Below are 26376 nucleotides of genomic sequence, written 5' to 3' on the forward strand. Positions count from 1 at the left end.
TGGGTATGAATCGAATGTTGCAGGTGAATCGAATTGGCCGAATCCAGTCGTGAACTCCTAGACGCATATTTGACGCGGATGCGTCAGATTCGTGCTACCGGCGCGGCGACCAACGAGACATCCTACTATAGCGCGCTGGAGAATCTGCTAAATGGGGTCGGGCGTCAGCTGCGCCCACGCGTGATAGCCAACGGTCAAATCCGCAACCAAGGCGCTGGTCATCCGGATTTTGGGCTTTACAGCCAAGCGCAGTGTCGAGGCGGCGAGCCGGCGCCTGGCACCGGCGCGACGCCTGAGCGTGGCGTGGTCGAGGTGAAAGGGCTGGCCGAAGAGACATGGTTCACTGCCGATACGCTGCAGGTATCGCAATATTGGCAACACTATGGGCTTGTTTTGGTCTCTAACTACCGCACCTTCCTCCTAATAGGTCGAAATGCGCAGGGTCAGCCAATACGTCTCGAATCATTCAGCCTTGCCGCCAGCGAAACCGCGTTTTGGGATCTACAGAACGCGTCCGCCGATAATACGCTCGGCCAGTTCGCTGAGGCGCTCCATGATTACCTTCGCCGCGCTCTCAGCTACCTTGCACCGCTCACGCGGGCATCGGATTTAGCTTGGCTGCTCGCCTCCTACGCTCGCGACGCACTCCGAAGGATCGAGGCAAGCGCCGACCTGCCAGCGTTGCAGACGGTTCGCTCCGGTCTCGAGCAGGCGCTGGGTCTGCGGTTCGATCATGTCAAGGGCGAGCATTTCTTCCGGTCAACGTTAGTCCAAACACTCTTCTACGGCATCTTCAGCGCATGGGTGCAATGGGCTCGAGACCTTCCACCACAGTCTACTGCACGCTTCGACTGGCACGCCGCCGGATGGACAATGCACGTGCCGATGGTCCGCACCTTGTTCGAACAGGTCGCGACGCCGAGCCGGTTGGGTCCGCTTGGATTGGTCGAGATCCTCGACTGGACCGGAGACGCACTCCACCGGGTCGACCGAATACTATTTTTTGAGGCCTTCGATGAGGGTCGCGCGGTTCAATACTTCTATGAGCCCTTTCTCGCGCATTTTGATCCTTCGTTGCGCAAGCAGTTGGGTGTTTGGTACACGCCGCCTGAAATCGTGACTTATATGGTAGAGCGTGTGGACCTTGCGCTACGCGAGGAACTTGGGATTGAGGCCGGCCTGGCGAGCCCCAACGTTCATGTGCTGGATCCTTGCTGCGGAACGGGTTCGTTCCTCGTCGAAGTGTTGCGTGTCATCGAGCGACGTCTGCGCGAGCAGGGCGAAGACGCCCTTGTCGCGCACGACCTCAACACCGCCGCACGTGAGCGTCTTTTTGGCTTCGAGCTTATGCCCGCGCCGTTTGTGGTCGCGCATTGGCAGATTGGCATGATGCTGGCGCACGCGGGCGCTCCGCTGACCGCCGAGCAACGAGCTGCGGTTTACCTCACCAACGCACTTACCGGCTGGAATGAACCGATTGGTCCTGTCGAACAATTGCTCCTTCCAGAGCTTCAGCCCGAACGCGATGCCGCGGAACGCGTGAAGCGCATAGATCCGATCCTCGTTATAATCGGCAACCCGCCCTACAATGCTTTTGCCGGCGTCAGCCCAGACGAAGAGGAGGGCTTGGTTGAGCCCTTCAAGCAGGGGCTTCGGTCTGACTGGAATATCCGAAAGTACAATCTCGACGAGCTCTATACGCGCTTCCTACGCGTCGCCGAGCGCCGGATCACCGAACGATCGGGCCGAGGTATCATCTGTTTTGTGTCGAGCTATTCTTACTTGAGCGATCCATCGTTCGTGGTCGTTCGCCGCCGGCTCCTTGAGGGCTTCCAAAGCATTTTTATCGACAGCCTCAACGGCGACAGCCGAGAGACTGGCAAGCGCACCCCTGAGGGCGGACCAGATCCATCCGTTTTCTCCACGCCCTTCAATCGCGAAGGCATCAAGCTTGGAACCGCCGTCGGGATGTTTGTGCGCGAGGGACCGACCGGTGGCTTAGCCGAAGTCAGGTACCGCCAGTTCTGGGGCACCCGAAAGCGCGAAGAGCTGGTCGAGGCGCTGGATGGCGGATCGCTTGAGCACGGGTTCGAGGTGACCAATCCTACACCCGCAAACCGCTTCAATTTCCGACCGCTCGGGCCCGCATCGAACTACGATAGCTGGCCCGATCTAATCGCGCTCGCCGAGGCAGAGCCATTTAGCGGGCTAGCCGAAATGCGCCGCGGAAGTCTTATAGATACCGATCGCGACCGTCTCGCCGATCGTATGCGACGCTATATGGATTCTTCGCTCACCTTCGAAACTGTGAAGGCAGAGGGGATCGGCCCGGTAGAGGATGCCGGCGCTTTTGAGCCGGAGCGCGCCCGCCAGCGATTGCTCGCCAGGGAAAGCTTTGACGCTAACCGTATCGTTCGGTTCGCGTCACTGCCCCTCGACACACGCTTTGCCTACTACACGACGGTCGCGCCAATCTGGAATCGATCCCGGCCGGAGTTCTTCGCTGCAGCCCGGAATGGAAACCGATTTCTGGTTAGTCGGATGATGGCCGAACGGCCACACGAGGGAATGCCGGCTCTGCCAGTGACTGCGCTACCAGATTATCACCTCCTTCGTCCGAACATCCGCGCGTTTCCATTTCGCATCCTCGAGTCCGCAGCGCCGCAAGCTGATCTTCTCGCTACGCCGACACGGCGAGCGAACCTCTCGGCGACTGCCCGCACATGGCTTGCGACGATCACGGACAATGACCCCGATGCGGACGCCGATCTCGGTGATGCTCCGTGGTACCATGCACTCGCTGTCATGGCGGCTCCAGGCTGGCTTCAAGAAAATCAATCCGCCATACTCGGGGGCTGGCCTCGGGTGCCGCTCCCGAGCGATCTGATTCACCTCGAGGCGTCTGCTGCACTAGGACGCCGGGCTGCAGCGTTGCTCGATACCGAGCAGGTCGTCCCTGGAGTGAACGTCACGCCCTACGATGCGCCTTTCGGAATGCTTGGTCGGCTCGTCCGCGAGGGTGGCGGCGCACTCGCACCTTCCGATCTCGAGGTCACGAGCTGGGGCAGAGGCGGCAACGGTGCGCCGGTGATGCCGGGCAATGGGAATATTCGTGAGCGAGACAGCTATGACGTGGAGGAGCGAGCGGCGCTGGAGGAGGCAGCCCTTCGGCTAGAAGAAGATGTTGTCGCCTTGGAGACGCGGCTCGGTCTGCCCGTAGATGTCAGACTTAATAGTTTAGCTTATCTGAAGGGTGTTCCATCTAGCGTCTACCAACTGACGATCGGCGGATATCAGGTGCTCAAGAAATGGCTTTCTTATCGTGACCGTGAGGTTATCGGCAGGCCGATCACGGTGGCCGAGGCGCGCGAAGCCGTCGCCATTGTTCGGCGGCTGACCGCATATGTTCTCATGCAGCCTGCGCTCGACGTGAGTTATGAGGCTATCAAGGCAACCGCGTGTATGTGGGACACGGAAACGCTGTCGGTTGGACCTGCTACCGCCTCCTGAGGGACCACCTCGACCGATATCACACGGGCTGCTGCAGCGCAGCGGCTGCCGTTCGCGAATTGTTCTTGCCTCGCCAGGCGAAACGAGGCATCTTGTTGTTCGCAACAAGATCGTGAGTCGATTCGTGACAGTTCTATACACACCCGGTCAGTTGCGGAGCGCGATATCGATCGCTCCGGAAACCTATCGCCACTGGAAGAAGGCGCTCGGTCCGCTGCGTCGGGGGCGTGGCCACAGTCCTTGTTTTAGTTCAGGTGACCTGGTCGCCGTCGCGGTGATCCGCTCGCTCGCGGTTGACATGGCTGTTCGCGTCGGTGCTTTGGCGCCCATCGCCGAACCGCTGTTCGAGCTGTGTAACCAGTCGCCGTGGCCCGTACTTGAGCGCACCAAACTGATCGTTGATCTGCCCGAAGGGCAATTGCAGCTTCGGCCGGAGCTGGCCGATTTCATGAGCGACCGGCCAACGATCACAATCCCACTGCGGTCCGTCGTGTCTGGGCTCCGCGAGCAGCTCCTCGCTGCAAGCGACGTCGAGGATCAGGCGTCGCTCCGCTTCCCCCCCATTCCAGTCAGCATTGTGGCCGCGGCAGGGGGAGTCCGGTCGTGAACGCGGTCGAGAGCATCGCGCAAGCGGCCCGCGACGTCGGCTATCGCGCGGAGGCGGTCGTGCCTGACTATGCCTTCGCGGATGTGCTGAGTGACGCCAATACGACGCGGACTGTCCCTCTTGCCGCTTTTACCCGTACGCCGCCCTCTTACCGGTCCGCCGCACTCGCTGTCGTGAATGGCGGAGGCCGCCGCGCTGTCGATCTGGTGAACGAGCATCGCGCCTTGGGTGCACCTCTCCTGTTTGTTATCGAGCAAGACGAGGTGACGGTCTGGCAGGTGCGAAGCGACGCACCACCGCGTGCGATCGAAAAGGTCAGGCTCGCCGATATAGCCGAGCTATTCGCACGCAATCAGGCGAACTGGCATCCCGATGCTATTCACCGCGCGAAATCGATCGGTGCGTCAGGGACAGCCTATCAGCTCGATTTTGTTGACCTGGGCCTTCTGCCAGCAATCGAAGGCGAGATTCACGTTAAGCTGGATCGCTTGCTAGTCGAGACCCTCGACTTGGCCCGTAAGGTGCCCGGCGGAGACCGGCTTAATGTACGGACGCTGTTCCGCGTCGTCTTTCGTCTGCTGGCTGCCAAGGTTCTGCAGGACCGCCGCCATCCCTACGCGGATGGCTGGGACGCGGACGATCTGGGGTCCGTGCTTGCTGGCATCGAAAGCTATTATGCGCTCGGAACGATTGAGGCTACGCCGAACGCCGCACTGCCAGGCATCTTTGATGCGGCATGGCGGCATCTGAGGGCCGGCATAAGCTTTTCCAACATTTCGTCCGACGACCTCGCCTTCGTCTACGAAAATACCCTTGTAACGCCCGAGACTCGCAAGCTGTTTGGTACGCACAGCACGCCTCGGCAGGTCGCGGAATACGTCGTCCAGCGCCTTGAACTGCACCGGCACCGCCCAGAAGATATCAGAATTTATGAGCCCTTTGCCGGAGCCGGTGTTTTTCTCGTGTCGGCACTCCGCCATCTACGCGACCTTCTGCCGGTCGAATGGACTGATCAGCAACGGCACGATTTTCTCATCAACCACATTTCTGGCGACGAGGTCGATCCCTTCGCATGTGAGGTGGCTACCTTATCGCTCATTCTCGCGGACTATCCGAACCACAACGGCTGGCATGTTAGAGAAGGCGACCTGTTTACCGATGATGTTTTGGCGAAGCGTCTGCAGGCCAACAACATCATTGTCTGCAACCCACCGTTTGAATCCTTTAGCAAGGCTGATCGCGCAAGATATCCAGTTGCGAGCAAGACCTATTCTAAGGCAATTGCGGCACTAAGTGCTGCGTTGGATTCCAAGCCGCTTGCCCTGGGATTTGTTCTTCCTCGATCCTTTATTGTTGATCAGCAGTTTGCCGAACAGCGCAAAAGGTTAGAAGCGCTGTACGGATTGGTCGAGATCTTGAAAATGCCCGATGGCATTTTCGGCGCATCCGACGTGGAATCCTCCGCCGTAATTGCCCGCGATTTGCGCGAGGCGGACGATGACAAGGTTACGATACGTTCGACCGAAGTGGCCGAGTATGATCGCGGCCTTTTTCTGAAAACCGGTCACATCACAGTTCAACGCGAAGCGGAGCGGACAGTGGATGCCGCGCCAAGCGGACAGCTATGGCTTCCGCCACTTGGCGACATCTGGGATTATTTACGCAGCTACCCGAAGTTCGGAGCGCTTCTGGAGACACGCCGAGGTCTAGAATGGCATTATAGCCAGGCGAAAGCGACGAGTCCTGAGCCTTTAACAGGATACAAGGCTGGCTATGGAAATGCGCGCCACCTGCGCCAGTATCTGCCGCCACAGAAGCTCTGGCTAGACTTCCGTCGTGAAAATCTTCGGTGCGGGGCGACACATGACTGGTCTACGCCTAAGCTTATCGCCAGCGCGACTCGATTAAGTCGAGGGGCTTGGTGCATAGGGGGATTCGCCGATTTAGAGGGGTTGCTATGCTCGCAGCAATTCTTCGCCATGCGCCCAAGGAATCCAGTTTCATCAACCGACTTGTTCGCTTTGAGCGCCGTCCTGAATGGAGCCGTGGCAAACGCTTTCTTGGCAATCAACTCGCCCAAAGATCGCTTTCGCACTGCAGTGGTCGACGACATTCCTATTCCGGTCCAGTTGCCCGAGAAAATCGGCGAACTCGTTGCGACCTATAAGACGATGCTACAAAACTGGGAGCTGCTCGCCGACAGAGATGCCAAACTCGCACAGCTCCTGACGGAAATCGATGCGGCCGTACTGAAAGCTTATGACTTGCCGCTTCGGCTCGAGCGTCAGCTCCTGACATTTTTCAAAGACGCGGAACGCCCTCTTGCACATGGTTGGCAGCATTGGGATTTGTCCCATCCGATGTTAGCACTGAGCCTCGCGGAACGGGTTTCTGGGCGGTTCAAAGCTAGCGGCGATTGGGTTCAGTCGGTATTCCAACCGCTGCCCCACGAAGAAGCGATTTTCCTTCGCGACTATGTGGCGTAGTTCCGATGGACGCGTACCTGTTCGATACGACGGTGCTGTCGATCTACCTTGATCCTACGCATCCCCACCACGCGGAGAAAGGCCAGTCTCTCGCAGCGTTACCAGTTGAAAGCCCCCGGTTCATTTCTGCGATCGCGCTAGCTGAGTTGGGTTTCGGGACGAAGCTAGCTGCCGTGATCGGCAAGGGCAACCTGTCCGCCCTTGAGGCGATGATCGTCCAGGCACGTTCTTATGCGATTCTCGATATCACCCATCATACTGCCGCCGTCTACGCGGAGGTGAAGGCGCGTATTGCGCAGAAATATCTGGCCAAGATGCTTCGTAAGGATCGCCCTAAGTATATCGAGGAATGGGTAGACAAGGCGACCGGACAGAAACTGGGCATTGATGAGAATGACCTTTGGATGTGCGCCCAAGCTAAAGAACGCGATCTCGTCTTGGTCACGGCCGACGGCCGCATGAAACGTATACCGGACGCCGACCATGATGTCCGGCTCCTAACAATATGAGACAGTAACGTGGGATATGCGATGCTTAAAGGTAATGCGCTTTCCAGAGACCATCGCAAAGTAGGCAGCGTAACCTCTCTGCAAGGGCGTCGGAACAAGAACAGTGCGGAATCGTACGCAAAGGGTCGAACCGAGCAGGAACCTTATGCGGCACGCCGTAGCCCTGCCGGGAGGCGAAGCGACCTGAAGCCTTCCGAGAGATGTTGCTCGCTGTCCCAGGTGTAGATGCCGGTCAGGTTGGTGTGCTCCCAACTAGAGGCGAGATATGCTTCACCAGCGTATCTGGGATATTCCTTCCCTCTCGTTTGAGCTCTGTGACCGCGCGCTTGCAAATGTGAGTGCCAAGATCTTCTATCTAGGATTGCAGCCGGTAACTGATCCTATCCCGGTCCGTGGAGCTGAGTCCCGCCCTCCTACCGATTTGACCCGAGCGGCCCATGTGAATTTCAGATGCGATTTACCGTCCATTCGAGAACTTGATCCGGCCACTGGATATTCCCTACCGGCCGCTGCCCTCCAAGGGGCCGCTAGCCGTCCTTTTGCATTTTATTTCGATGTTTCGCGGCGTGCTAATTGCGCTAGCGCTTTCCTCGATGGCGATGGAAGCCATCAATCTGACGATCGTCTGGGGGCTTTCGGTCATCGTCGACGGCGTCACGCAGCAGGGCGCTTCCGCATTCCTGCAAAACGAATGGCCGCTTTTGACTTTCCTTGGCCTGCTGATCTTTCCGGCCATGCCGGTCGCCTCGTTCCTGCTCAACACTCTGACCTCGCACACGCTCGGCGTCGGCATGCCGGCCGCCATCCAGTGGCAGGGCCACAAGGCGGTGGCGCGACAGGATCTCGCCTTTTTCCATGATCTCTATGCCGGTCAGGTTGCCTCGCGCCTGCAGCAGGTGGCATCTGCCGTCCAGCAGCAGATCATTGCCGCGTTCCAGTCCATCCCACGCTTCCTGGTCCAGTTGGTCGGCTCGGTGGTCCTGCTCGGTTCGCTGTCCTGGCAGCTTGCCTTGCCGGTCGTCGTCTGGATCGCGCTCAACGTGGCATTCACCGTCAAACTCGTTCCCACCTTTGCCGAACGCGCGCGCCGTACCGCCAAGCAGCGCAGCATGGTCGCCGGCGCCATCACCGACCTCTACACCAACATGCAGATGATCAAGCAGTTCGCTGCCGAAGACAGCGAGGCCGGCGCTATCCGTCGAACCATCCAGGAGGCCGTACAGACGCAACACCGCGAACAACGCATCTATCGCACCTCGGAACTGACGGTCGTCGTCCTCAATATGGTGCTGTGGCTGACGAGGCTTTCGATCGGATTTTCTGGTCTCGTCAAAGGGTTTCTCTCCGTTGGCCAGTTTGTCGGCGCTGTGTACATCCTCCAGCGGCTGTCGACACAGATCTTCACGTTCCTGCAAATGGGCCAGCAGATTTTCCAGGCGATCGGCACGTTCAAGGACGCCATGCCGGTCATGACAACTCCGCCTACCATCACCGACCGGTCGGATGCGCCTGATTTTAAGGTCGAGACCGGCGAGATCCGTTTCGAAAATGTCAGCTTCGCCTACAAGGCCGGCAAGCCTGTCATCGAAAATCTGTCGCTGACGGTCCGTCCCGGCGAAAAGGTCGGCCTCGTCGGCCTCTCGGGTGCGGGCAAGACCACGCTGGCAAACCTGCTCTTGCGCTTCTACGATATCAGGGAGGGCGCGATCCTGATCGACGGGCAGGATATCCGCGCCGTCAGCCAGGCAAGCCTTCGGCGCGCCATCGGTGTCATCGCGCAGGATGTCGCGCTGCTGCACCGTTCAGTTGGCGACAATATCCGCTATGGCCGGCCGGAGGCGAGCGAGCGGGAAGTCGAAGAGGTGGCGAAAATGGCGGCCGCCGATGCCTTCATTGCCGATCTCTCGGACGCCGAAGGCCGCAAGGGCTATGAGGCCTTCGTCGGCGACCGCGGCATCAAGCTGTCGGGCGGCCAGCGCCAGCGCGTCGCCATCGCCCGCGTGTTGTTGAAGAACGCGCCGATCTTGGTGTTGGACGAGGCGACCTCTGCTCTGGACAGCGAATCCGAAGCCACCATCCAGGAACAGCTCAACCTGGTCATGGAGGGAAAGACGGTGATTGCCATTGCGCATCGCCTTTCTACGATCGCCATGATGGATCGGATAGTCGTGCTCGATCAGGGCCGTATCGTGGAAGAAGGCACGCCCGACGAGCTGGTTAAACAGGACGGCTTGTTTGCGCGCCTCTGGAAACGTCAGACCGGCGGCTTTATTCCAGACGAGCTCCGCTAACCTACGCCTGCCACCAGGTGACGGCGCCCATTGGCCGTCAGGTGCCGATCGCCGCGCGGGCAACACCCCGTATCTTGAAATTTTTCCAGTCGAGCCGCAGCCGAACACCGTTATGCTCGGACCGGAGCCAGTCCCATGCCATTTCGATTCGTCCACACCGCCGACATCCACCTCGACTCGCCGCTGCGTTCGCTGGCGATGCGAAACGGCGACCTTGCCGAACTCGTCGGAGACGCCAGCCGTCAGGCGTTTGTCTCGATCGTGGACCTCTGCCTTGCGGAACGCGTCGATGCGCTGGTCATTGCCGGCGATCTCTATGATGGCGACCAGACGTCGATGAAAACCGCCCGCTTCCTGGGGTCGCAGATGACACGGCTGCATCAGGCCGGCATCAGGGTCTTCAAGATCCGTGGCAATCATGACGCGCTATCGCGCATATCGAAGCAGCTGGTGTTCCCGGAGACGGTCACGATCTTCGGTGGCAGTCCCCAGTCAGTGCTGCAGACAGCCGCCGGGCTCGACGTCATGTTTCATGGCTTGAGCTTCGCCAGCCCCAAGGCGCCGGACAGCCTGCTGCCCAAGTATTCAGCGCCGCGTGAAGGCGCGGTCAATGTCGGCATCATGCATACCAGCCTGGCCGGATCGCCCGGCCACGACGTCTATGCCCCCTGCAACGCCACCGACCTGCATGCCCATGGCTTCGACTACTGGGCGCTTGGGCACATCCATGTCCGCCAGGTCCATCCCGGATCGAGCACGGTGGTGATGCCGGGAATTCCACAGGGCAGGGACATCAATGAGGCCGGGGAGAAATCCGTCACCCTGGTGACGATACGCGACGACCGCACCATTGAGATCGAAGAACGGCTGACCGGTATCGCGCAGTTTGAGCGGGTGAACGTCGACCTGACCGAAACGGTCGAGTGGTCCGATGTCGTCGGCCGAGTCCGCTCCGCGCTCGAACGTGTTCGCGCCTCTGTCAAATCCCGTCATGCCATGGTCCGTCTCGGCCTGACCGGCGCATCACCTTTATCCTGGGCGCTGATCCGTGACCGCGACCTGCTGCTCGCGGAAGCCGAGCAGGTCGCGGAGCAGATGGGTGACACCTGGGTGGAGAAGCTCGAGCTTAACGTCTCTCCATCCGCGGCCGAACCATCCGAGGGCATCGCCGATCCGATTTTCGAACTCGCTCAATCCATGCGCGCCGATGCCGGCTCGGACACGTTCCGAGCTGAGGCGAGGGCGCTTGTCCAGAAAATGATCGCGGACCTTCCGCCTGACGGGCGCGACTTCGCCGGCAAGGACGAGGCTGAGCTGGAGCTGTTCCTCGACAGGGTGCTTGCCAAGGGCGCCGACCTGGTTACCGCCCGTCTCAAGGCCGGTGGATCACAATGAGGCTGCGGCGACTTGATCTCATCCGTTATGGCAAGTTCACCGACAGGACGATCGACTTCGGTCCGAAACCTAAATCGGGTCCCGACCTGCATATTGTCTTCGGCCTGAACGAAGCCGGCAAGTCGACAGCACTTTCGGGCTATCTCGACCTGCTGTTCGGCATCGAGGAACGCAGCCGCTACAATTTCCTGCACGAGTACAGCGCCATGCGCATCGGCGGGGTGCTCGAACTCGGCAGCGAGGAGCACTTTTTCACACGCACCAAACAGCGCGCCAACTCCTTGCTGAACGCGGCTGGCCAACCGGTCAGCGAGATGGCGATCTCATCCCATCTCGCCGGACTGTCTCGCGACGCATACCAGACCATGTTCTCCTTGGACGACGAAACGCTGGAAGCAGGTGGAAGATCGATCCTGGAATCGCGCGGCGACCTGGGCAAGCTGCTGTTCACGGCGAGCGCAGGGCTTGGGCACGCAAGCGATACATTGAGCCTGCTCGAGGCCGAGGCGGACAGGCTCTATCGCAAGCAGGCACACGGAACCGAGCTTGCACTGCTCAAGAAGCGGCTTGCGGAACTGAAGGCCAGTAAGGACGCGATCGACACTTTGGCGTCGACTTATGAGAGCCTTGAAGCCGAGCGTCTCGACGCGACGGAAAAATACGACCGAAGCATCGCCGAGCGGTCGGTGCTGTCGGCTCGGCTCGATACGATCGCGAAGTATCTTCGCGCGATGCCGATCCTTGCGGACATCAGGCGCAAGCAAGCGCAATTGGCCGAGTTGCCTGAGATCGCGTCACCGCCACGGAGCTGGACCGGCAACGTCGCCGACATGATCGAGGCCGACGCCAGCCTGAGAACGCGGCTATCGGCGAGCGAGGACGAGCTTGAGCGGGTGACGACGAAAATCGCATCGGTCGACGTGGACGCGGTGATCCTTGCGATTTCCGAACGGGTTCGCGGCCTGGCGGACCGCAAGGTGCGCCACGTCTCGGCCGGTCTCGACCTGCCAAGCCGCAGGACGGAACTGCAAATCCTCGACAATGCCGTGGCGGCCTGCCTTGCCGCTCTTGGCAGGTCCTCTGAGCCAGACCCTGCCAAACTGCTCTTGCCTGCCGCAACCATTGGCGCCGTGCGCACCATGATCGAGCAGCGATCGGGGATTGTGACCAGCGTCCGCGTTGCGCGCGAGGAGGCTGCGGCAGCAGCCGATGCGCTTCAGGCGGCACGCGAGCGGGTCGGAGAAGAACGGGCCGTGCCCGAGCCTGCCAGGGCAAGGCTGGTTTCGGCTTTGGCTACGGCAAAGGCCAGTGGGTACATGAGGGAGACCAAGGCGGCACGCGAGGCCGCGGATGCCGGTGCAATTCGATGGCAGGCCGCGATCGCGCGCTTGCATCCCTGGTCAGGAGATGCGCAGGCCTTGGCCAGGATCGCCATACCGAATGCTGCGCAGCTTGGCGCATGGAAAGCGCTGGCAGCGGAGCTCGGGAAGGGCAGAGGCGTCCTTTCCGATCGTCTTGCCGAGCACCAAGGCAATCACGACTTGCTTTCGGCGCGGCTGGAAGTCCTTCGAGCCTCGGTCGATGTCGCCGACGATGATGCGGCGGACGCCATTCGGCGCGCCCGGGACGAGGCCTGGGCAAGACATCGCGATGACCTGACTGGCGAAACCGCGGATGATTTCGCGGCAACACTGGCCCGAGACGACAGTGTCGGCGCAGGCCGCTTGGCCAACGCCCGGGAACTGGTCGAGATTCGCGGCACAAGCCGCAACCTCGCAGAAACCGCGGCCGCCATCGCGCATGCGCGCGACCAACTTGCCCGCAACGGCTCAGATCGGGAGGCTTTGCTCTTGGAAATACGCACGGCCGCCAGAGAGCTGCTCGGACCGTGCCAGGAAATATCACCCGAACAGCTGATCGAGCTGATCGAGGACCGCATCGATGCCCGCATCGATGCGCTCGCGGCCTGGGAGGAGATCGAGCTTTCGCGCAAGAAAGCCGAGCGGGCGGTTGATGAGGAAGGGCGAATACGCCTGGTGTTGAACGGTGCTCTGGCGAGCGTCGGCGTCGGTTCGGATGCTGGTGACAGCCTGGAGACGGTCATGGCCGTGGCAGAGCTATTCCTTGAGAGACAATTCAAGGTGGACGCTGAGCGCACCGAAGCGCTCAAGACCGTTGGCACAAGGCAAGAGGATCTGGCCGCCAGGCGCCGCGCTGTCGAAGTCGCGGAGCGACGTGAGGATGAATGGCAGGCCGGTACTGCCGAAGCGCTCAAGGGCACCTGGCTGGAGAGCGGCATCTCGGTGTCCGGCATGGGGGGCGTCCTTGATCAACTCGCTGAACTGTCCAAGGGCCTTCAGGACCGGGACGCCATGCAGCTTCGCATCGAGAAGATGGAGGCCGACAGGGACAATTTTCTGGTCGAGGTTTCCGCCGTTGCAGCCGAAGCGGGCGAGGCGGCCGACGACGAACCGGAACAGCTGGCGATCCGGCTTGCCCAGCGCCTGGAGCGCGCCGAGCGCACGCGCGAGGCCAAGGCAAGCCTCGTCAATGACTTGCAGCGCCTGCAGGATCAGCGTGAGATCCTCGATGCCGAGATTTCGGCGCATGAGCGCCACAAGAACGAGGTCCTCAGCGTCTTTGGCGTTGCCACGCTAGCGGACGTCGTGCAACGCGACGAACTGCTGCGCGACAGGGATCGCCTGCGCACAACCGTGGCCGAGCTTGAGGAGCAGGTGTCATCCGAGCTCGCGACGGAAGGGTTCGAGCAGGCGCGTTCGATATTGGATGCCGTCGATCTCGACAGTCTCGCAATCGAGAAGGCTGAGGCCGAGCAACGGCTTCGCGCTTCTGACGAGGCAATACAGCACCAGCTCATTCGGCAGACGCGCGCGACCGACAAGCTGGACGCTATTGGCGGCGACAGTGCTGTTGCCCGCGTAGATGCCGAACGGCGCACCGTCCTTCTGGAAATCGAGGAAAAGGCCGTCCGCTATATCGAGCTGAAATTGGGAATAATGTCGGCTGGCAATGCTTTGCGCGTCTACCGTGAACGTCATCGCTCCGGGATGATGGAGCGCGCGTCGGACGCCTTCGCCCTCATGACGCGCGGCCAGTACTCTGGCCTGACAACCCAGCCCGTGAAGGGTGGGGAAGTGCTCATCGCGTTGCAGCGCGACGGGCAATCCAAGGTCGCCGATGCGCTGTCAAAAGGGGCACGTTTTCAGCTCTACTTGGCGCTCAGGCTTGCCGGGTATTACGAGTTCGCACAGTTCCGACCCTCAGTTCCATTCATCGCCGATGACATCATGGAGACCTTCGACCATGTCCGGTCCGAGGAGGTTTTCCGGCTGTTTGGGGAGATGGCCAGTGCAGGACAGGTAATCTACCTGACGCACCACCAGCACCTGTGCGAGATCGCCAAGGCTGTAGTGCCGGGCGTAGCGGTCCATGAGCTCGGATGAGATTGGACTTCTTGATGCGCTGCGGAAATACCGTGCCGTTCGATTTCCCCTTAGCTAGTCTAATCGACATTCCAAGCGCCGGCTTTGGTGTCAGCTTTGCGCCTCATTCCCGCCGTTCACGGTGATCGTCGTGACCCCGAAACACGCCGCTCCAGCTGACCGCATCTGCACGCACTCGCAGCATCGCTGCTAAGATTTGGCAATCCCGAAACCGTTCGACATCAGCGGTCACTTTGTCCGAAGCCGGATACTCCTAGCAACTCGAAGCCAGAGCCCTCTTGCAAGGGCGATGCTCCTACCGGCATATGCTTCGAGATGGGGCGAAGTTGGTGATATGGTAGTGTTCCAGAGCTTGGTTCGCACCCATAAACCAAGAGTTCGATATTGACGGAAGTATAGTAGACATGGCTGATTTTGCATTTCGATTTCTCTTATGGGATAATGATCAGCCATATCAATCGTCTAAATGCTTCATAATCGCCGATCCGGCCATTAATGACCGTAAACAGTGGACGCTCCAACTGGAGCGCCCAGACGATGCGTCGTGGTTTTATGAAATCGATGACATCAAGGACTGGATGTTGCACGGTAACCCAGTGCGGAAGATTTTTTACGATCGGGCGGATCCTCGCACGCCGTTCCGACAGTTCGAACGAGACGAAGTCTTTCGAGAATATCTCCGCAAGATCCTCGACAGGATACCCGCCGAATATCAGTCGCGGCGCAAATTTGCCCTCATGCCGTCGATCGCCGATAGTGACGCTAGAACGCGGTACAAGGATGGTATAGAGGCTGCCATTCCGGGTGTCACAGTTCTCCCAGAACCAGAGATGGTCGCGGAGTATTTTCGTCTTCTCAAGCGCAGTCTGAAGCTCGAGGCAGGCGAGAACAATGTCCTCCTCGTCGTGGATGCCGGCGCCTCGACCGCCAACATGACCCTGATCGTCAGTCGCCGCGATAGTACCATCCTCAACATAGACAAGACGGGTGCCCAGCGCGACCTGCGGCTTCGCGCGCTGCGTGGGGATAGCGATCATCATGCCGGTCGATGGGTAGATCGGCGACTGGCCGAACGTCTTGGCCTGAATGTTACGGACACGGTCCTGCGCGACATCGAACGGGACAAAGTGCAAGCTAGCTTGGGCAAAACTCAGGACTCCTACCCCCACTCGTTGCCGCAGACATCGCTTGCAATTGACCAAGCCATGCTGGCCTCCGTTTCTTCAGAGCTTTGGGCGGAGTTGCGTCCATTGTTCGAAAAGCTATGCGAACGGCTTTACGAAAATCAAATCTCTTCGCAGGACGCCCGTCTAAAGAGCGAAGAACGTCTCCATGAACGCGACGTGAATGCGCCTGGTGACGCGCACCGTCTGATAGACACGATCCTGCTGGCGGGTGGAACAAGCCTCCTGCCGGGCTTTGAAGAGGCGATGCTGGCGACGCTCTTCCCGGACGGTCATCGCCCCAACGTGCTGCGTGTAGGAAGCTCTTTCGCCGTCGCAGCTGCAGCTGGCGGCCTTGCACATATTCTGCACAATTACGCTCCGCCCCGCCTTCGAGAGGCTAGTGGACCGAGCAGCGAGCTCTTCACGGCTTCACTTGAGGCCACTCTCCCCCATCCGCTGCTATTGGGTGTCAAGGAGGCGGCGGAGCGGGAGCGTTATGTCACCGTGCTTGATCCAAACGACCCGTTTGTAGATGACGGTGGGGAACGCCTGATCGATGGCCTAGCCGCTCTGGCCCAAGGCGCTGAGCCCAAGGCGCGGCTGGTACCCGCCCTCACTGCCGGGGTCGATGCCCGCCGCGGCCGACGCTTTATGCCCATACAAGTCCGCCATTCGCCTGGCAGGATGCGGCTGGTGTGGGACCCGGCAGCCGAGCGGGCGTCCATAACCTCGGAACAGGTGGACGGAACGGGGCATCTCTGGATCGACGCCAGCAAACTGCGAAAGAGAAAGGAAGCTGCGCTCAATCCCTTCGACGAGCCTCTGCCGACGAACGCGCTGGCAGTCGACACTGCCGACGACATCATTATTGATCTCGGCATGTCTAAAATCGTCGCGGTCACAGCCGAACGCGGATGGGTCTCAATCGAAGAGCTGGAGCGGCTTATCAAGGAAGGGGACCCAGCCGCTGCGCGTCTGATGGCCGGAATCGATGTCGACGACGATCCGCATACGGACGATGATCGCGAAGCAGACGTCGCAATTGGTCGCGACGGCCGACCTGTTCGCCGCCACGTTGAGGACGCGTTTCTCACGTCGGATGACGGCATTGATGCCGCCGAACCGTTGGCTGATGTGGTCGTCAGCGAGATGAGACTCGTCGACGGCGCTCCTCCGGCTAAGGCGGGACCGGTAGTCGCCGCATCCGGTCCGCTCTTACCTTCTGCCCGATCAGAGCGGGATGGCCGCTCGGACTGGAGTATTCGGATCGCAGACTCTGATTTCTCCCACGCTTTGACGACCTTGCGCGACGTCCTTAAGAGTGAGGCTCCTCATCTCCACTTCGATGACATCGTAGTGTCGCTTCTGGCGCTCTCTGTCCGACCGATCGTGCTACTCGCCGGGCCACCCGGCTGCGGGAAATCGACGCTCGTACGGTTGATTGCCCGTCTCTTGGGCAAGAACGCTGGAGAAGACTTCCATGATGTCGCCGTGCAGGCGCATTGGGCGGACGACGAGGCCCTTTTTGGCGACAAAGGCATGCTGAATGCTTTGCGCACGCAACGGGAGATGGCCCATCTGGTCCTGTTCGATGAATTTAATCTGACGAGGCCAGAGTATTATTTATCTCGGCTTTTCCATGCTCTCGATAGCGGGACTGGCACGCTGACTCGAGATCAGCCGATCGCGGCCTGTCGGGTATTCGGGACGCTGAACATCGACGAATCGTCCAGGCCTCCCTCCCCAAAGGTAATCGATCGCTGTTTTCTGTTAGAGCTATCGCAAGTCCCCTATGATCGAGAAATACCGTCCGAGCTTACGATCTTGCGTTCTCTCACCCCGCTCCCAGGTCTGCCGGCAGTCTCGATGACTGGTGCGAGCACCGATGAACGAATTGATGGCGTGTTGAGCGCGCTTCACAAGGCGGTCTATCACCATGATCTTCGTCAAGATCTGCTGCCCTCGCGCCGGGTGCTCTCCGACATCAGGGCATCGCTTAGTCTGCATCACCGGCTTGATCTCCAGGGCAAGGAGCTCTTGGATCGCAGCGATCTGGTGGATCGCCTCATCGCAAGCCGCATACTTGTGAAACTGTCGGGTGCCTTCGATCAGCTCGCCCCCGCGCTCACGGCGATCGAAGCTTTTGTCGAAGATGGCGAGGATCTGCCCAGAACACGACGTCGCCTCAAACTGGCGCGCCAGCAGGCGCGCCTCGGGTTCGTTTCCCCGTGGCAGTGAACCAGACGACCATCGAAGAGGTGCGCGTCAGGGACGCGGACGGGATGGGTGTCAAATACCCCTGGAAACCGGACGCATGCTATCTAATCCGAGACGATCATCCCTATCTGGATTTCTTAACCCGGGGCCACCCCGCGCAACCTAGCCACCGTGAAACGAAGGTTTCGAAGCTGTCCGAACTTTGCGAGGACGGTATGCAATGGCAGCGATGGGACCTGTCAGAGGAATTGTCGAGACAGCGGCGGCTCGGCGAAGTCAGCGCCGTGTTAAAATTCCCCAAGGACAGTGTGCTGCGCTGCTATGTCATCCCGACGGCGCTTATCAGCTATCGCGATGTGGTTGCGATGGCGGAGGATATCGAAGGTGAACTAGGGTTCGCAGCCGTGTGGGACATGCTGGCCGACCGGCCCGGCCGGACATGGAGCCGGCCCGTGAGCGGGCCGCGCTCAAGCACGCCGGCCGAGATCATGAGTCTGCTCGAAGAGGAGATCCGTGCTGCAGGCTCGATCCGCAATAATCCCTTCACGGAATTGGCGCCTCACTCGAGACAGGATGTGCCGCTCGCAGAAAACGCCCTAGTCTCCCACTGGGCGACTCGCCGTTCGGGTCAAGTATGCGACCTTGCCAAGGTTCTAGAGGGTGCGCTTGAGACCATGGCGGCCAAAAGTGGTCGGAAAAATCCTGGTAATCGTCAGACAAAGATCAATGCGGAAGTCGAGCGCCTGAGCTCAATCTTGCGTGGACTCGGCGATGTGAGGACGAGGCTTGCTGGTTTCGTGAGGGACATTGAGCTTGGTACACGAATCCACCCGAGCCCGCTTTTTCAGCGAGATCACAGAGTTCGATCGCTGCTACGCGCTTTCGCGCCGACCCCGTCAGAGGCGATTTCTGAGGTTGAATCGGCGCGATCTCATTACCCACCGCTCTTCCTCAATCGTCTTTGGGAGCTTTGGGGAATTGTTTGGATCGCAAAAGAGCTGCGCCGACAGGGATTCTCCGGCCTGTGCACCGTTGAGGTGGTCGAGAGTGTGAAACGAAGCTCTTGGCATCTCACGAGAGGTGAGGTTGTCATCGAATTGGACTTCGAGGCTGAGCCCGTCTTCATCGACTATGACCGGATCCCCCCGGCACATGAGCGCGCTACGCCCGCGCTGGAGTGGGCGGCGCGCCATCAGGACCTTGATGTCGAGCGCCCTTTTATAGGAACAGAGCTCAAGTGTTCGCCTGACTATCTGGTTCGGATAACAACGCCGACTCAAAAGGCGCTGTTGGTCGGGGACGCTTGCTTGGCCAGTTCCGAGCATCATGGAAAGTCGGGCGAGATTACGAACTCGAAACCCTATACCGTCGAGAAGTATAGGAGAACCATTGGTTGGTCCACTGAGGACCAGGTCGTCAGATGTCATCCCATGGGTGGATTTGTCGTTTTCCCCCCACCCGCCCGCGCGTGGAGCAGCCTCGAGACAATACCAGGTGCAAGCGACTGCACTCTACTGTGCCCAAGCCCCAATGGTGATACGGAAGCAAGCCGTCGATTGCAAGTTTTGCTAAAGGCCGTCATGCCCGAATTTGGCGAATCGGGAATGGCGGCAACGGTCCCGCCGTACCCTTAACCGGATGGTCTGCTTCCGGCCCGTTGCGGCCATTTCTGCACTCCCGCACTTTGGCTTTTCCAGCGCTAAACTGGCCTTGGGCGATGAATGGAAACGGTCAGGCGTTCCCGGTTTGTGCTCGAAAAGTCGCATAAATGGCAGTGTGGAATGCACAAAGTAGCAGGAGAGTGGGGGCCCGTTCATAACGCGTAGGCCCCGCTAACATCGGCTGAGACCGCAATTCAGCTAATCCGGCCGTGCTTCCGATGCGACAGCTTCCAGGAGCAGGGTAACCTCGACATTGACGCTGGTAATGGCTTGCGAGTGAAGGGGCTGATTGGCCCAACGGGCGATGGAGACTACCAACGGGTAGTCCTCAACCGGCACCTCATGGATCTTGATCGATGTCCCCGTACGATCCAACAGCAGAAGCAAAGGAGTCATCCCCCCGTCCGATTTGCTCGCGATGGCGGCAACTCGCTGAACATCCGCATGGCTGTCAACGCGAACATTGAAGAGTATTCGGCCTCCAGATTTATCGGCGCAGTCGCCTGCTACGGAATCGAAGCTGGCCGCCGGAAAGTCTGCAGCTTGGACAATCATCTCGATCAAAACCGTCTCAAGTTGTGGCGTGCTACCCATCCAGCAACGTAGTCGGGAGACTCCCGCATAAATCAAGCAGGCGTCGTGGCGTATCCCCGGAGATCATCGGCACAGGCAGTCGGGAATGAGTTTTCGTGTAGTTACGGGCAGCATTCGAAGCAGGCGAGATTCTACAGCTTGTCTCGGACCCTGAACTCACTGGTGTTGGCGTAGGCCCGGTAAGAAGCTCGCCCCTTGTTCGGCCCCGCCGCAACAGAGCTTCTGCCGGAAATCCCTGCGGAGCACGTTCGCCGCGCAATGTGCGATGCATTTCCTTCACTGCTACGCCCTCAGACTCGTACCGCTTGCCACTGGCCACGAACCAGACAGAGATGAAGCGCGCATTGCCGCGCTCGAACGGCTAGTCGGCAAGCAGGTTCTGGACTCGAGTTTCTAGTGGGGGCTCTGCATGAGGCCGTCGGCAGAGAATCGGGTCTACATCCGCGACCACCGGTCCATGGTTTCTCCGTCGCTGAAGGATGCCGGCTGACCGGCCTCTCGCGCACGACCTTCTACGACCAGCCGCGCCGCGCTGCAAACGACACCGTCGAAGCGATGGTACCCATCTGGCACCAGTTCGAGCACTATGGCTAGCGTCGTGGCCGTGCCGCTCTTCGGCAAAAGGCATGATCGTAAACCACAAGAAGATCTGCCGCCTGATGCGGCATCACTTCAGCCGAAAATGCGCGGTCGATTCACGGTGACCACGGATACCGATCACAACCAACCGATCTTCCCGAACCTCGCCCGGGACTTCATCTCCGGTGGACCCGATCAGCTCTGGGTAGCCGACCTCACATACGTCACCGTCGTTGCCGGTTTGCCTATGTTGCCGTTGTCATTGCATGCCTGTCGCGGCGGGTATCGGATACGCCATCATCCGCTCGATCGACGCTCGGCTGATGCTGATGGCTTTGGCCGCCGCTGTCGAAGGACGCAAACCGCCACCCCGCTGCGCATCATTTTGATCTCGGTCACAATATGATGCGACAGCCTATCGCGATCATCTTGCCGCCCACGGCCTGGCGACGGTTCACTCACCACTCGTCCAATGCAATTCGAAGATCAACACACCCGGCAAACGATCAAATCAGCGGCCTGACTTGTGTCCGGCCTGAGGGGCCTACTCCACTCCAGGGTCACTTTTGAGGGCGGTTTGACAGGCGGAGCTCGCCGAATGACCACAACAGCTAAGATAGACGCGTTTGGCGGCTCGCGTGCAATGGTAAGCCCTGTTCACGTTGCGGATGTGGCTGGCAGTTTATTTGCTCTTTTGCGCTTCCGCTGCGAGCAAGGCTTGTCCCGCCAGTTCCGCGTGCAGCGTGCGCGCCATATCGAGGTGCTCGAGCACCTTTGGTAGGTTGCCTGAGGCGAAGTGCTGGAGCTCTGGATCTTCGCCGGAGCCAATCTCCCAAGCCAGAAGCTGCGCTGTTTTCTGATGGTCGAGGATCTGCGCAGCCAGATAAGCAAGATCGAACGCAGCGCCGTCCTGCTTTTCGAGATCAGCGCGGATTTTCTTATGATCAGGGTCGAGCTCTTCGGGAAGCGGAATCTCGCTCTTGTCCGCGACGGATTTCAGCTGTTTATTTGCCTTGTCGTGATCTTCGACCATTCGATTTGCAAATTCCCTCACCCCATCATGGCTTGTCTTTCCGTCCGCGAGCCGACCCAGCTCCACCTCAGCCATGCCGCCAGCCGTGACCAGCTGGGCGAAAAGCCGATCCTGATAATTCGTCTGGTTCGGCGCTGGGACTCCAGGCTTCTCCATCCTCGTGTCGGGAGCAAGGCCGGCCGGATTGCCGATCTGCGCCAACGCACAACAAGGCGACAGCGCCAAGGCGAAGGTGATTGCGGCAGCACGCATGATGTCCTCCATTCCGCGCCGAAAGCAGGCCCCCCGGCAGCGGCTTTTTCGCTCGTTCAGAGAGTGAGCAGGTAAGCCACGAGTGAATCCTTTTCCGGCTGGTCAAGCTTCGTTCCGAGCACCAAGTTGAAGAACTCAACCGTATCGCCAAGCGTTATCAGGCGGCCGTCATGCAGATAGGGCGGAGAATCCTTGATCCCGCGCAGTGTGAAGGTCTTGATCGGCCCATCCGGTATGGCGACCTGGTCGTTGAAGGTCTCGCCGATCTTGTAGAACCGCTCGAGCTTCAGGTCGTGCATGTTGTTGTCCATGAATGACAACCCTGGAACATGACACTCGGCGCAGCGGCCCTTGCCCATGAACACCTGCTCGCCCTTGAGCTCCTGCGCACTTGCGGTGGCCGGGTCAAGCCGCCCGAACGGGTCGAGCTTCGGCGCCGGCGGAAAATCGATGATGTTCTGCATCTGCGCCATCATCGCCACCTGGTTCGTGCGGTCGGGCAGATTCACCCCTTTGCGGGTGGCGCTCACGTGATCGCCGTTGAAGTAGGCGGTGCGCTGCTCGAATTCCGTGAAGTCCTCGACTGAGCGCAGCGAGCGCTTGGAGCCATGAATCTGTTGATTGAACAGGCCGCGCAGGCTGGTTGTGTCGAGCCGAAAGCGCTCGGCTTGTGGCCGGACGTCCGGCGTCAGGTGAAAGGCTGCGTTGGTATGGAAATTCGCGTGGCAGTCGAGGCATGCCACACCCATGCTTTGCGTCGCGACCTTTCTGTCCTCGGTCTGATTGAACTCCTCCTGCGGGAAGGGCGTCAGCAGCAGACGCAGTCCTTCCATCTGTACGGGTGTGATGATGCCGTTCATATATTCGTAGAAGTTGCGGATCGTCAGCAGATCACCGCGCGACACATCCCCCAGTTCTGGATGCGTGGTGAGGAATATCGGAGGTGGAAATTCCGGCGTAAGATAATCCGGCAGGTCGAAATCAACGTCGAAGCGCCGCAGATCGCGCCCTTCGTCGGCACCGATCTCCCTGATCTGGTTTTCCGGAAAGACCTGGCCTCCGGTCGCCTGCTTGACGTGCGGCAGCGGGAGGAAGCCGTTCGGCAACAAACCGCGGTCGCGGATTTCTTGGGGAGTCTTGGCGGCCAGGCTGTCCCAGGTCTCGCCTGCCGGGAGTTTGACCCTGACGGCCTCCTGCACCACTTTCCGGCCGCCCGACATCATGACGCCCTGCATCGGCCGGTCCGCCAGGTTGTAACGGCTCTCGAGCAACTTGCGCTGCCGCTCGATCACGGCGGGTTTTTGCGCTTCGTCATTCTCCTTCACCGCAGAAAGGGGCAGGCTTGGCAATGGACGATAGGTCAGATCCGGCGGCAGCGGATCGGAAGCAGCGGTAAGCGTGACCGCGGCGGCGCCAAGCAGCGCCGGCAAGCCAAGGTTGAAGACACGTGACATATCCCCTCCCAAGATTATGAAAGTCTCAATACGAACAGACCGCCCCAACTCCCGCGTGCGATGTTTGTTCCCGTGACTCGAACGAAACCGGACCGCGTCGTTGATGAGCTCGGGCGAGCCGCCGTGATAGTAAGCCGACTGGGGATTGCAGAGGGCAATCCTCCTTGACCAAGGCCCACGCAACGGCTGGTTCGTGTCGAGCGACGTTTGCTGTCATTTCTGGGAAATTGGCCGCGGCGATCCGACCGTCGACATACGCCTGCTGTTAACTCGTCAATTTGGTTCATGTTTCCTGGTTATGATGGCAGTCGGCGCCGTCCTGTTCAGCACAACGCAGATCATGCCACAGCTGCAACAAACGGCATTGGCCTACACAGCGACGCTGTCGGGCCTCTCGATAATGCCGGGCGGCATCGCCATGCTGCTGGTATGTGGGTGGCTACGGTCGCGCTATGGCATTTGACGTCGCTCACCCCGACGCCAGCTACTACTTTTTGCCTTTTGGGCGCGTCTTCCTGATGATCGGACTGCGTTCCTGATCATCCCTATTTCGACCGCGGCTTACGTCGGTCTCCCTGCGCAAAAAACCCAATCAGGCGTCAGCGCTGATCAACGTCGCCCGCAACATCGGCGGCTCGCGCGCCTCGATTTCGCTGGTTGCGGCGGCGGGACTCGGTATCCCCTATGAGCAGGTCAAGACGGTGGCATCAGACGGCAACGTGGTGTCCCTTAAAGCGGCCCTAGCAGCACTTCGTGCCCTGTGCGCCCCCACGTAACGAGACGGATGCTGAATTGTGCCGAAATTTTGCTTACCGCGGCCCCGCAAGAAGGGCGCGCCGTCCTGCTTGATCTTCGTGATTAGCAGGAACAAATCCGCTAGCGGTGCAGTTCGGTCCTTTTAAACATGCAGGCCCGAACATGGCTGAAATCGATAAAGCCAAACAGAAGGTTATTGCCGAAATTGTGCGGCGGTGGATCACCTCAGAGGTAATCCGCAATTACCTTCGCAATCTGCTAAATCTGCCTGTAGAACGGGAACTGCCGGCCGAGCAAAGGTATTTGCTGGAGGAACTTGATAGGGCCGACAAAGAGTGACTGTATGGCACTCCATTGGTTCTCCCCTCGGGTCCCTGTCAGGACGGAGCGTGCCGGTATGACCCGCAACGTCAACAACGCCGAGACAGCCGGCGAGGAGTTGATGAAGTGGACCAAGCGTGGCCCTTGCTGGGACCCTCGCTGTGATATTCGACGAGATGGAACCTGAGGAAGCCCATAAGGCATTCCTGGCTGCTGCCGAGGAGGAGGGTATACTTTTTTCCTGATTAGCAGGTCGCGTAGCTCTTCGCGCGAGCCAAAGTCGATCACCGGCTCAGACATCCCTTCCAAACATTCCCGCCCCCTCTAATTACCCCTCAATGGTAACCCATTGGTTCGTGCCTCCGGTGTTCGTGAAGACTGAAACCGGCGTCAGGCATGGCTGCAACAATGCGAGGGCAGCCCTTGAGCAACTCAAGAGGTGGACCCGGAGAGGACCTCGCTGGCAAAAGGCGGTGACCCTCTGCCTGTCAGATTTAGAGGGCGATCCGATTGACCCTCAGGTGGTACGAAAGGCCTTTGAGGCTGCCGCTAAGGAAGCCAAGATGTATCTTTCCCCGTGAGCGAGGTGTCATGGCAACCCATTGGTTCTCCCCTCGGGTCCCTGTCAGGACGGAGTGCTGGTCTGACCCGGAACGTGAACAACGTCGAGGCGGCCGGCCAGGAGCTGATGAAGTGGACCAAGCGTGACCCTCAGTGGAACCAAGCGGTGCGCGTCTGCATTGCCTGCATTTCCGACGAGAGGGAACCCGAGGAGGCACGGAAGGCATTCCTGGCCGCTGCCGAGGAGGAGGGGTTGGTGCTACGCTCGCCTGATTAGGGCCGAATGTGCCAGTTACCCGAGCCCAGTTCCCAAACATTCCTGATCCCTAATGCAACCATTCCCTGATCTCCGAGTTGCGCCACAGGCGGGGAAGCTCGGCCGACATGACAAAGCGCGACAAAACCGGAGACAAGTCCCGCGCAGAGCCGTTCGGCACCAAGGAAGGGGAATGCGATGCGTGCATATTGGTTGATACGCATTGCCGCGCTTGCGCTCAATGCCGCGCCGGCGGCAGGGGAACCTTCGGTCGAGCGAGGACTCTACATCTCCATCATCGGCGGCTGCCACGATTGCCACACCGAAGGATATAGCGAAAGTGGCGGCAAGATCGATCCGGCCAAGGCTCTTAAGGGAAATGCACTCGGCTTTCAGGGACCGTGGGGAACCAGCTATGCGGCAAACCTACGGCTGACGGCCGTCGACCTCACAGCCGACGGCTTCGTTTCATATCTTCGAGGCCTTGGGACTTATCCACCGATGCCAGGGTATAATGTACGGGCGATGAGCGATGAGGACAAGAAGTCGCTCTATCTCTATATCCGTACACTCGGTGACGCAGGCGAGCGAGCGCCGGCTTTCGTGCCGCCTCGCGACAAGGTCCATACGCCTTATATCGTCCTCGCCCCGCCCTTGTCGCCGCCCGCCTGCACACGCGATTTCGATTGCGGTGTAGGAGAAGTCTGCGATCCCGGCGGCTCCGGGCAGTGCATGAAGAGATAACGCTCAGACCAGCTGGCCGCCATCGCGCACTGGCGTTCGCTGGCGACCAGCTCTACTTCGCCATCCAGGTCCGGGGAGCAGAGCGTCAACTTCCGACATGAACTTACCGATCCAGCATTGCAGGAAACTGACCATTGCTGCCACCGGCCGGCCTTTCTCAAGACCCAACGACCTGGGGTCACCTACGGGTGCAACAATGTCGAGGGTGCCGCCGAGGAACTCCTGAAGTGGACCAAGATGGGCCTAAGTGGCGGAAGGCTGTGCAACTGTGCATCGACGCCGTTGAGGACCGGGCGACCCATGAGGAGGTTCGTAAGGCCTTCGAGGCGGCTGCTAGGGAGGAGGGGGTGCTACGCTCCTCTGGCTAGGTCTGCATTCCGCTTGCCACCACGTCTCGGGTCTGATTACTACCTTTGCTTGTTTCAATGCGGGGCAGCCGCGGCGGAGGCCGCCGAGATCAAAAAGCGGGTAACGCCGCACACCCTGAGGCATTCCTTCGCCACACATCTCCTGGAGCAGG

General features: G+C 59.7%; 19 protein-coding genes and 2 pseudogenes. 17 read left to right on the top strand and 4 right to left on the bottom strand.

The genetic code is table 11. The features are described from left to right. The first annotated feature begins 33 nt into the window (after positions 1-33). From NKJ32_RS25925 to NKJ32_RS25940, 4 genes are all read left to right on the top strand, one after another. Positions 34-3510 (top strand): type ISP restriction/modification enzyme, encoded by a 3477-nt coding sequence (locus tag NKJ32_RS25925; RefSeq protein ID WP_352509219.1) that lies wholly within the window; start codon positions 34-36, stop codon positions 3508-3510. A gap of 124 nt (positions 3511-3634) precedes the next feature. Beyond that, the gene (locus tag NKJ32_RS25930) at positions 3635-4117 is read left to right on the top strand and encodes a hypothetical protein (protein ID WP_352509221.1); all 483 of its coding nucleotides are present in this window, start codon (positions 3635-3637) and stop codon (positions 4115-4117) included. After that, positions 4114-6603, top strand: a complete 2490-nt coding sequence (locus NKJ32_RS25935; RefSeq protein WP_352509223.1) for an HsdM family class I SAM-dependent methyltransferase — start codon at positions 4114-4116, stop codon at positions 6601-6603. Before NKJ32_RS25930 ends, NKJ32_RS25935 begins: the two co-directional genes overlap by 4 nt. Before the next feature lie 5 nt (positions 6604-6608). Next, a complete protein-coding gene (locus NKJ32_RS25940) occupies positions 6609-7112 on the top strand; it encodes a PIN domain-containing protein (protein ID WP_352509225.1) in 504 nt (167 codons plus the stop codon). A gap of 143 nt (positions 7113-7255) precedes the next feature. Here the strand turns inward: NKJ32_RS25940 and NKJ32_RS25945 are convergent. Further along, positions 7256-7437, bottom strand: a pseudogene (locus NKJ32_RS25945) (Tn3 family transposase); the annotation flags it as partial. A gap of 118 nt (positions 7438-7555) precedes the next feature. Here NKJ32_RS25945 and NKJ32_RS25950 point away from each other — a divergent pair. The 5 genes from NKJ32_RS25950 to NKJ32_RS25970 all read left to right on the top strand — a co-directional run bounded on the left by NKJ32_RS25950 (position 7556) and on the right by NKJ32_RS25970 (position 19279). Next, complete coding sequence (locus tag NKJ32_RS25950) at positions 7556-9403, top strand: ABC transporter ATP-binding protein (protein WP_352829252.1); 1848 nt, start codon at positions 7556-7558, stop codon at positions 9401-9403. Between the two features lie 135 nt (positions 9404-9538). After that, positions 9539-10798, top strand: coding sequence for a metallophosphoesterase family protein (locus NKJ32_RS25955; protein WP_352509226.1), 1260 nt, complete (start codon positions 9539-9541; stop codon positions 10796-10798). Continuing rightward, a complete protein-coding gene (locus NKJ32_RS25960) occupies positions 10795-14262 on the top strand; it encodes an AAA family ATPase (protein ID WP_352829245.1) in 3468 nt (1155 codons plus the stop codon). Before NKJ32_RS25955 ends, NKJ32_RS25960 begins: the two co-directional genes overlap by 4 nt. Positions 14263-14666: 404 nt before the next feature. Beyond that, complete coding sequence (locus tag NKJ32_RS25965; protein ID WP_352509228.1) at positions 14667-17666, top strand: AAA family ATPase; 3000 nt, start codon at positions 14667-14669, stop codon at positions 17664-17666. Next, positions 17657-19279 carry a hypothetical protein gene (locus NKJ32_RS25970; protein WP_352509229.1) on the top strand — a complete coding sequence of 541 codons (1623 nt, stop codon included), beginning with the start codon at positions 17657-17659 and terminating at the stop codon, positions 19277-19279. The genes NKJ32_RS25965 and NKJ32_RS25970 overlap by 10 nt, the downstream gene beginning before the upstream one ends. Before the next feature lie 225 nt (positions 19280-19504). Here NKJ32_RS25970 and NKJ32_RS25975 read toward each other — a convergent pair whose 3' ends face one another. After that, on the bottom strand, positions 19505-19870 hold the full coding sequence (locus tag NKJ32_RS25975; RefSeq protein WP_352789875.1) for a hypothetical protein: 366 nt from the start codon (positions 19868-19870) through the stop codon (positions 19505-19507). 628 nt (positions 19871-20498) lie between these two features. Between NKJ32_RS25975 and NKJ32_RS25985 the strand changes: the two genes are divergently transcribed. Next, positions 20499-20885, top strand: coding sequence for a hypothetical protein (locus NKJ32_RS25985; protein WP_352789872.1), 387 nt, complete (start codon positions 20499-20501; stop codon positions 20883-20885). Between the two features lie 276 nt (positions 20886-21161). Here NKJ32_RS25985 and NKJ32_RS25990 read toward each other — a convergent pair whose 3' ends face one another. After that, the gene (locus NKJ32_RS25990) at positions 21162-21764 is read right to left on the bottom strand and encodes a DUF4142 domain-containing protein (protein WP_352789869.1); all 603 of its coding nucleotides are present in this window, start codon (positions 21762-21764) and stop codon (positions 21162-21164) included. Between the two features lie 56 nt (positions 21765-21820). Next, on the bottom strand, positions 21821-23218 hold the full coding sequence (locus tag NKJ32_RS25995) for a cytochrome B6 (RefSeq protein WP_352829254.1): 1398 nt from the start codon (positions 23216-23218) through the stop codon (positions 21821-21823). A 145-nt stretch (positions 23219-23363) separates the two neighbouring features. Between NKJ32_RS25995 and NKJ32_RS26000 the strand changes: the two genes are divergently transcribed. From NKJ32_RS26000 to NKJ32_RS26030, 7 genes and pseudogenes are all read left to right on the top strand, one after another. Next, on the top strand, positions 23364-23681 hold the full coding sequence (locus tag NKJ32_RS26000) for a hypothetical protein (protein WP_352789867.1): 318 nt from the start codon (positions 23364-23366) through the stop codon (positions 23679-23681). 455 nt (positions 23682-24136) lie between these two features. After that, positions 24137-24313, top strand: coding sequence for a hypothetical protein (locus NKJ32_RS26005; protein WP_352789864.1), 177 nt, complete (start codon positions 24137-24139; stop codon positions 24311-24313). Positions 24314-24633: 320 nt separating this feature from the next. After that, on the top strand, positions 24634-24876 hold the full coding sequence (locus NKJ32_RS26010; RefSeq protein WP_352829247.1) for a DUF982 domain-containing protein: 243 nt from the start codon (positions 24634-24636) through the stop codon (positions 24874-24876). Positions 24877-24950: 74 nt separating this feature from the next. Then, positions 24951-25133 carry a DUF982 domain-containing protein gene (locus tag NKJ32_RS26015; protein ID WP_352789859.1) on the top strand — a complete coding sequence of 61 codons (183 nt, stop codon included), beginning with the start codon at positions 24951-24953 and terminating at the stop codon, positions 25131-25133. 177 nt (positions 25134-25310) lie between these two features. Next, positions 25311-25856, top strand: a complete 546-nt coding sequence (locus NKJ32_RS26020; protein WP_352789856.1) for a hypothetical protein — start codon at positions 25311-25313, stop codon at positions 25854-25856. Positions 25857-26116: 260 nt separating this feature from the next. Further along, positions 26117-26224 (top strand): DUF982 domain-containing protein, encoded by a 108-nt coding sequence (locus tag NKJ32_RS26025; protein ID WP_352829256.1) that lies wholly within the window; start codon positions 26117-26119, stop codon positions 26222-26224. 70 nt (positions 26225-26294) lie between these two features. Then, a pseudogene (locus tag NKJ32_RS26030) lies at positions 26295-26376 on the top strand (tyrosine-type recombinase/integrase); the annotation flags it as partial.

This window comes from Mesorhizobium sp. M0159 (genome assembly GCF_040322295.1).
Taxonomy (GTDB): domain Bacteria; phylum Pseudomonadota; class Alphaproteobacteria; order Rhizobiales; family Rhizobiaceae; genus Mesorhizobium.

Coding starts and splice junctions, on each gene's coding strand:
- NKJ32_RS26020 (WP_352789856.1), top strand. CDS start 25,311: ATGCGTGCATATTGGTTGATACGCATTGCCGCGCTTGCGCTCAATGCC.
- NKJ32_RS25940 (WP_352509225.1), top strand. CDS start 6,609: ATGGACGCGTACCTGTTCGATACGACGGTGCTGTCGATCTACCTTGAT.
- NKJ32_RS26005 (WP_352789864.1), top strand. CDS start 24,137: ATGGCTGAAATCGATAAAGCCAAACAGAAGGTTATTGCCGAAATTGTG.
- NKJ32_RS25955 (WP_352509226.1), top strand. CDS start 9,539: ATGCCATTTCGATTCGTCCACACCGCCGACATCCACCTCGACTCGCCG.
- NKJ32_RS25965 (WP_352509228.1), top strand. CDS start 14,667: ATGGCTGATTTTGCATTTCGATTTCTCTTATGGGATAATGATCAGCCA.
- NKJ32_RS25990 (WP_352789869.1), bottom strand. CDS start 21,764: ATGCGTGCTGCCGCAATCACCTTCGCCTTGGCGCTGTCGCCTTGTTGT.
- NKJ32_RS26010 (WP_352829247.1), top strand. CDS start 24,634: ATGGTAACCCATTGGTTCGTGCCTCCGGTGTTCGTGAAGACTGAAACC.
- NKJ32_RS25960 (WP_352829245.1), top strand. CDS start 10,795: ATGAGGCTGCGGCGACTTGATCTCATCCGTTATGGCAAGTTCACCGAC.
- NKJ32_RS25995 (WP_352829254.1), bottom strand. CDS start 23,218: ATGTCACGTGTCTTCAACCTTGGCTTGCCGGCGCTGCTTGGCGCCGCC.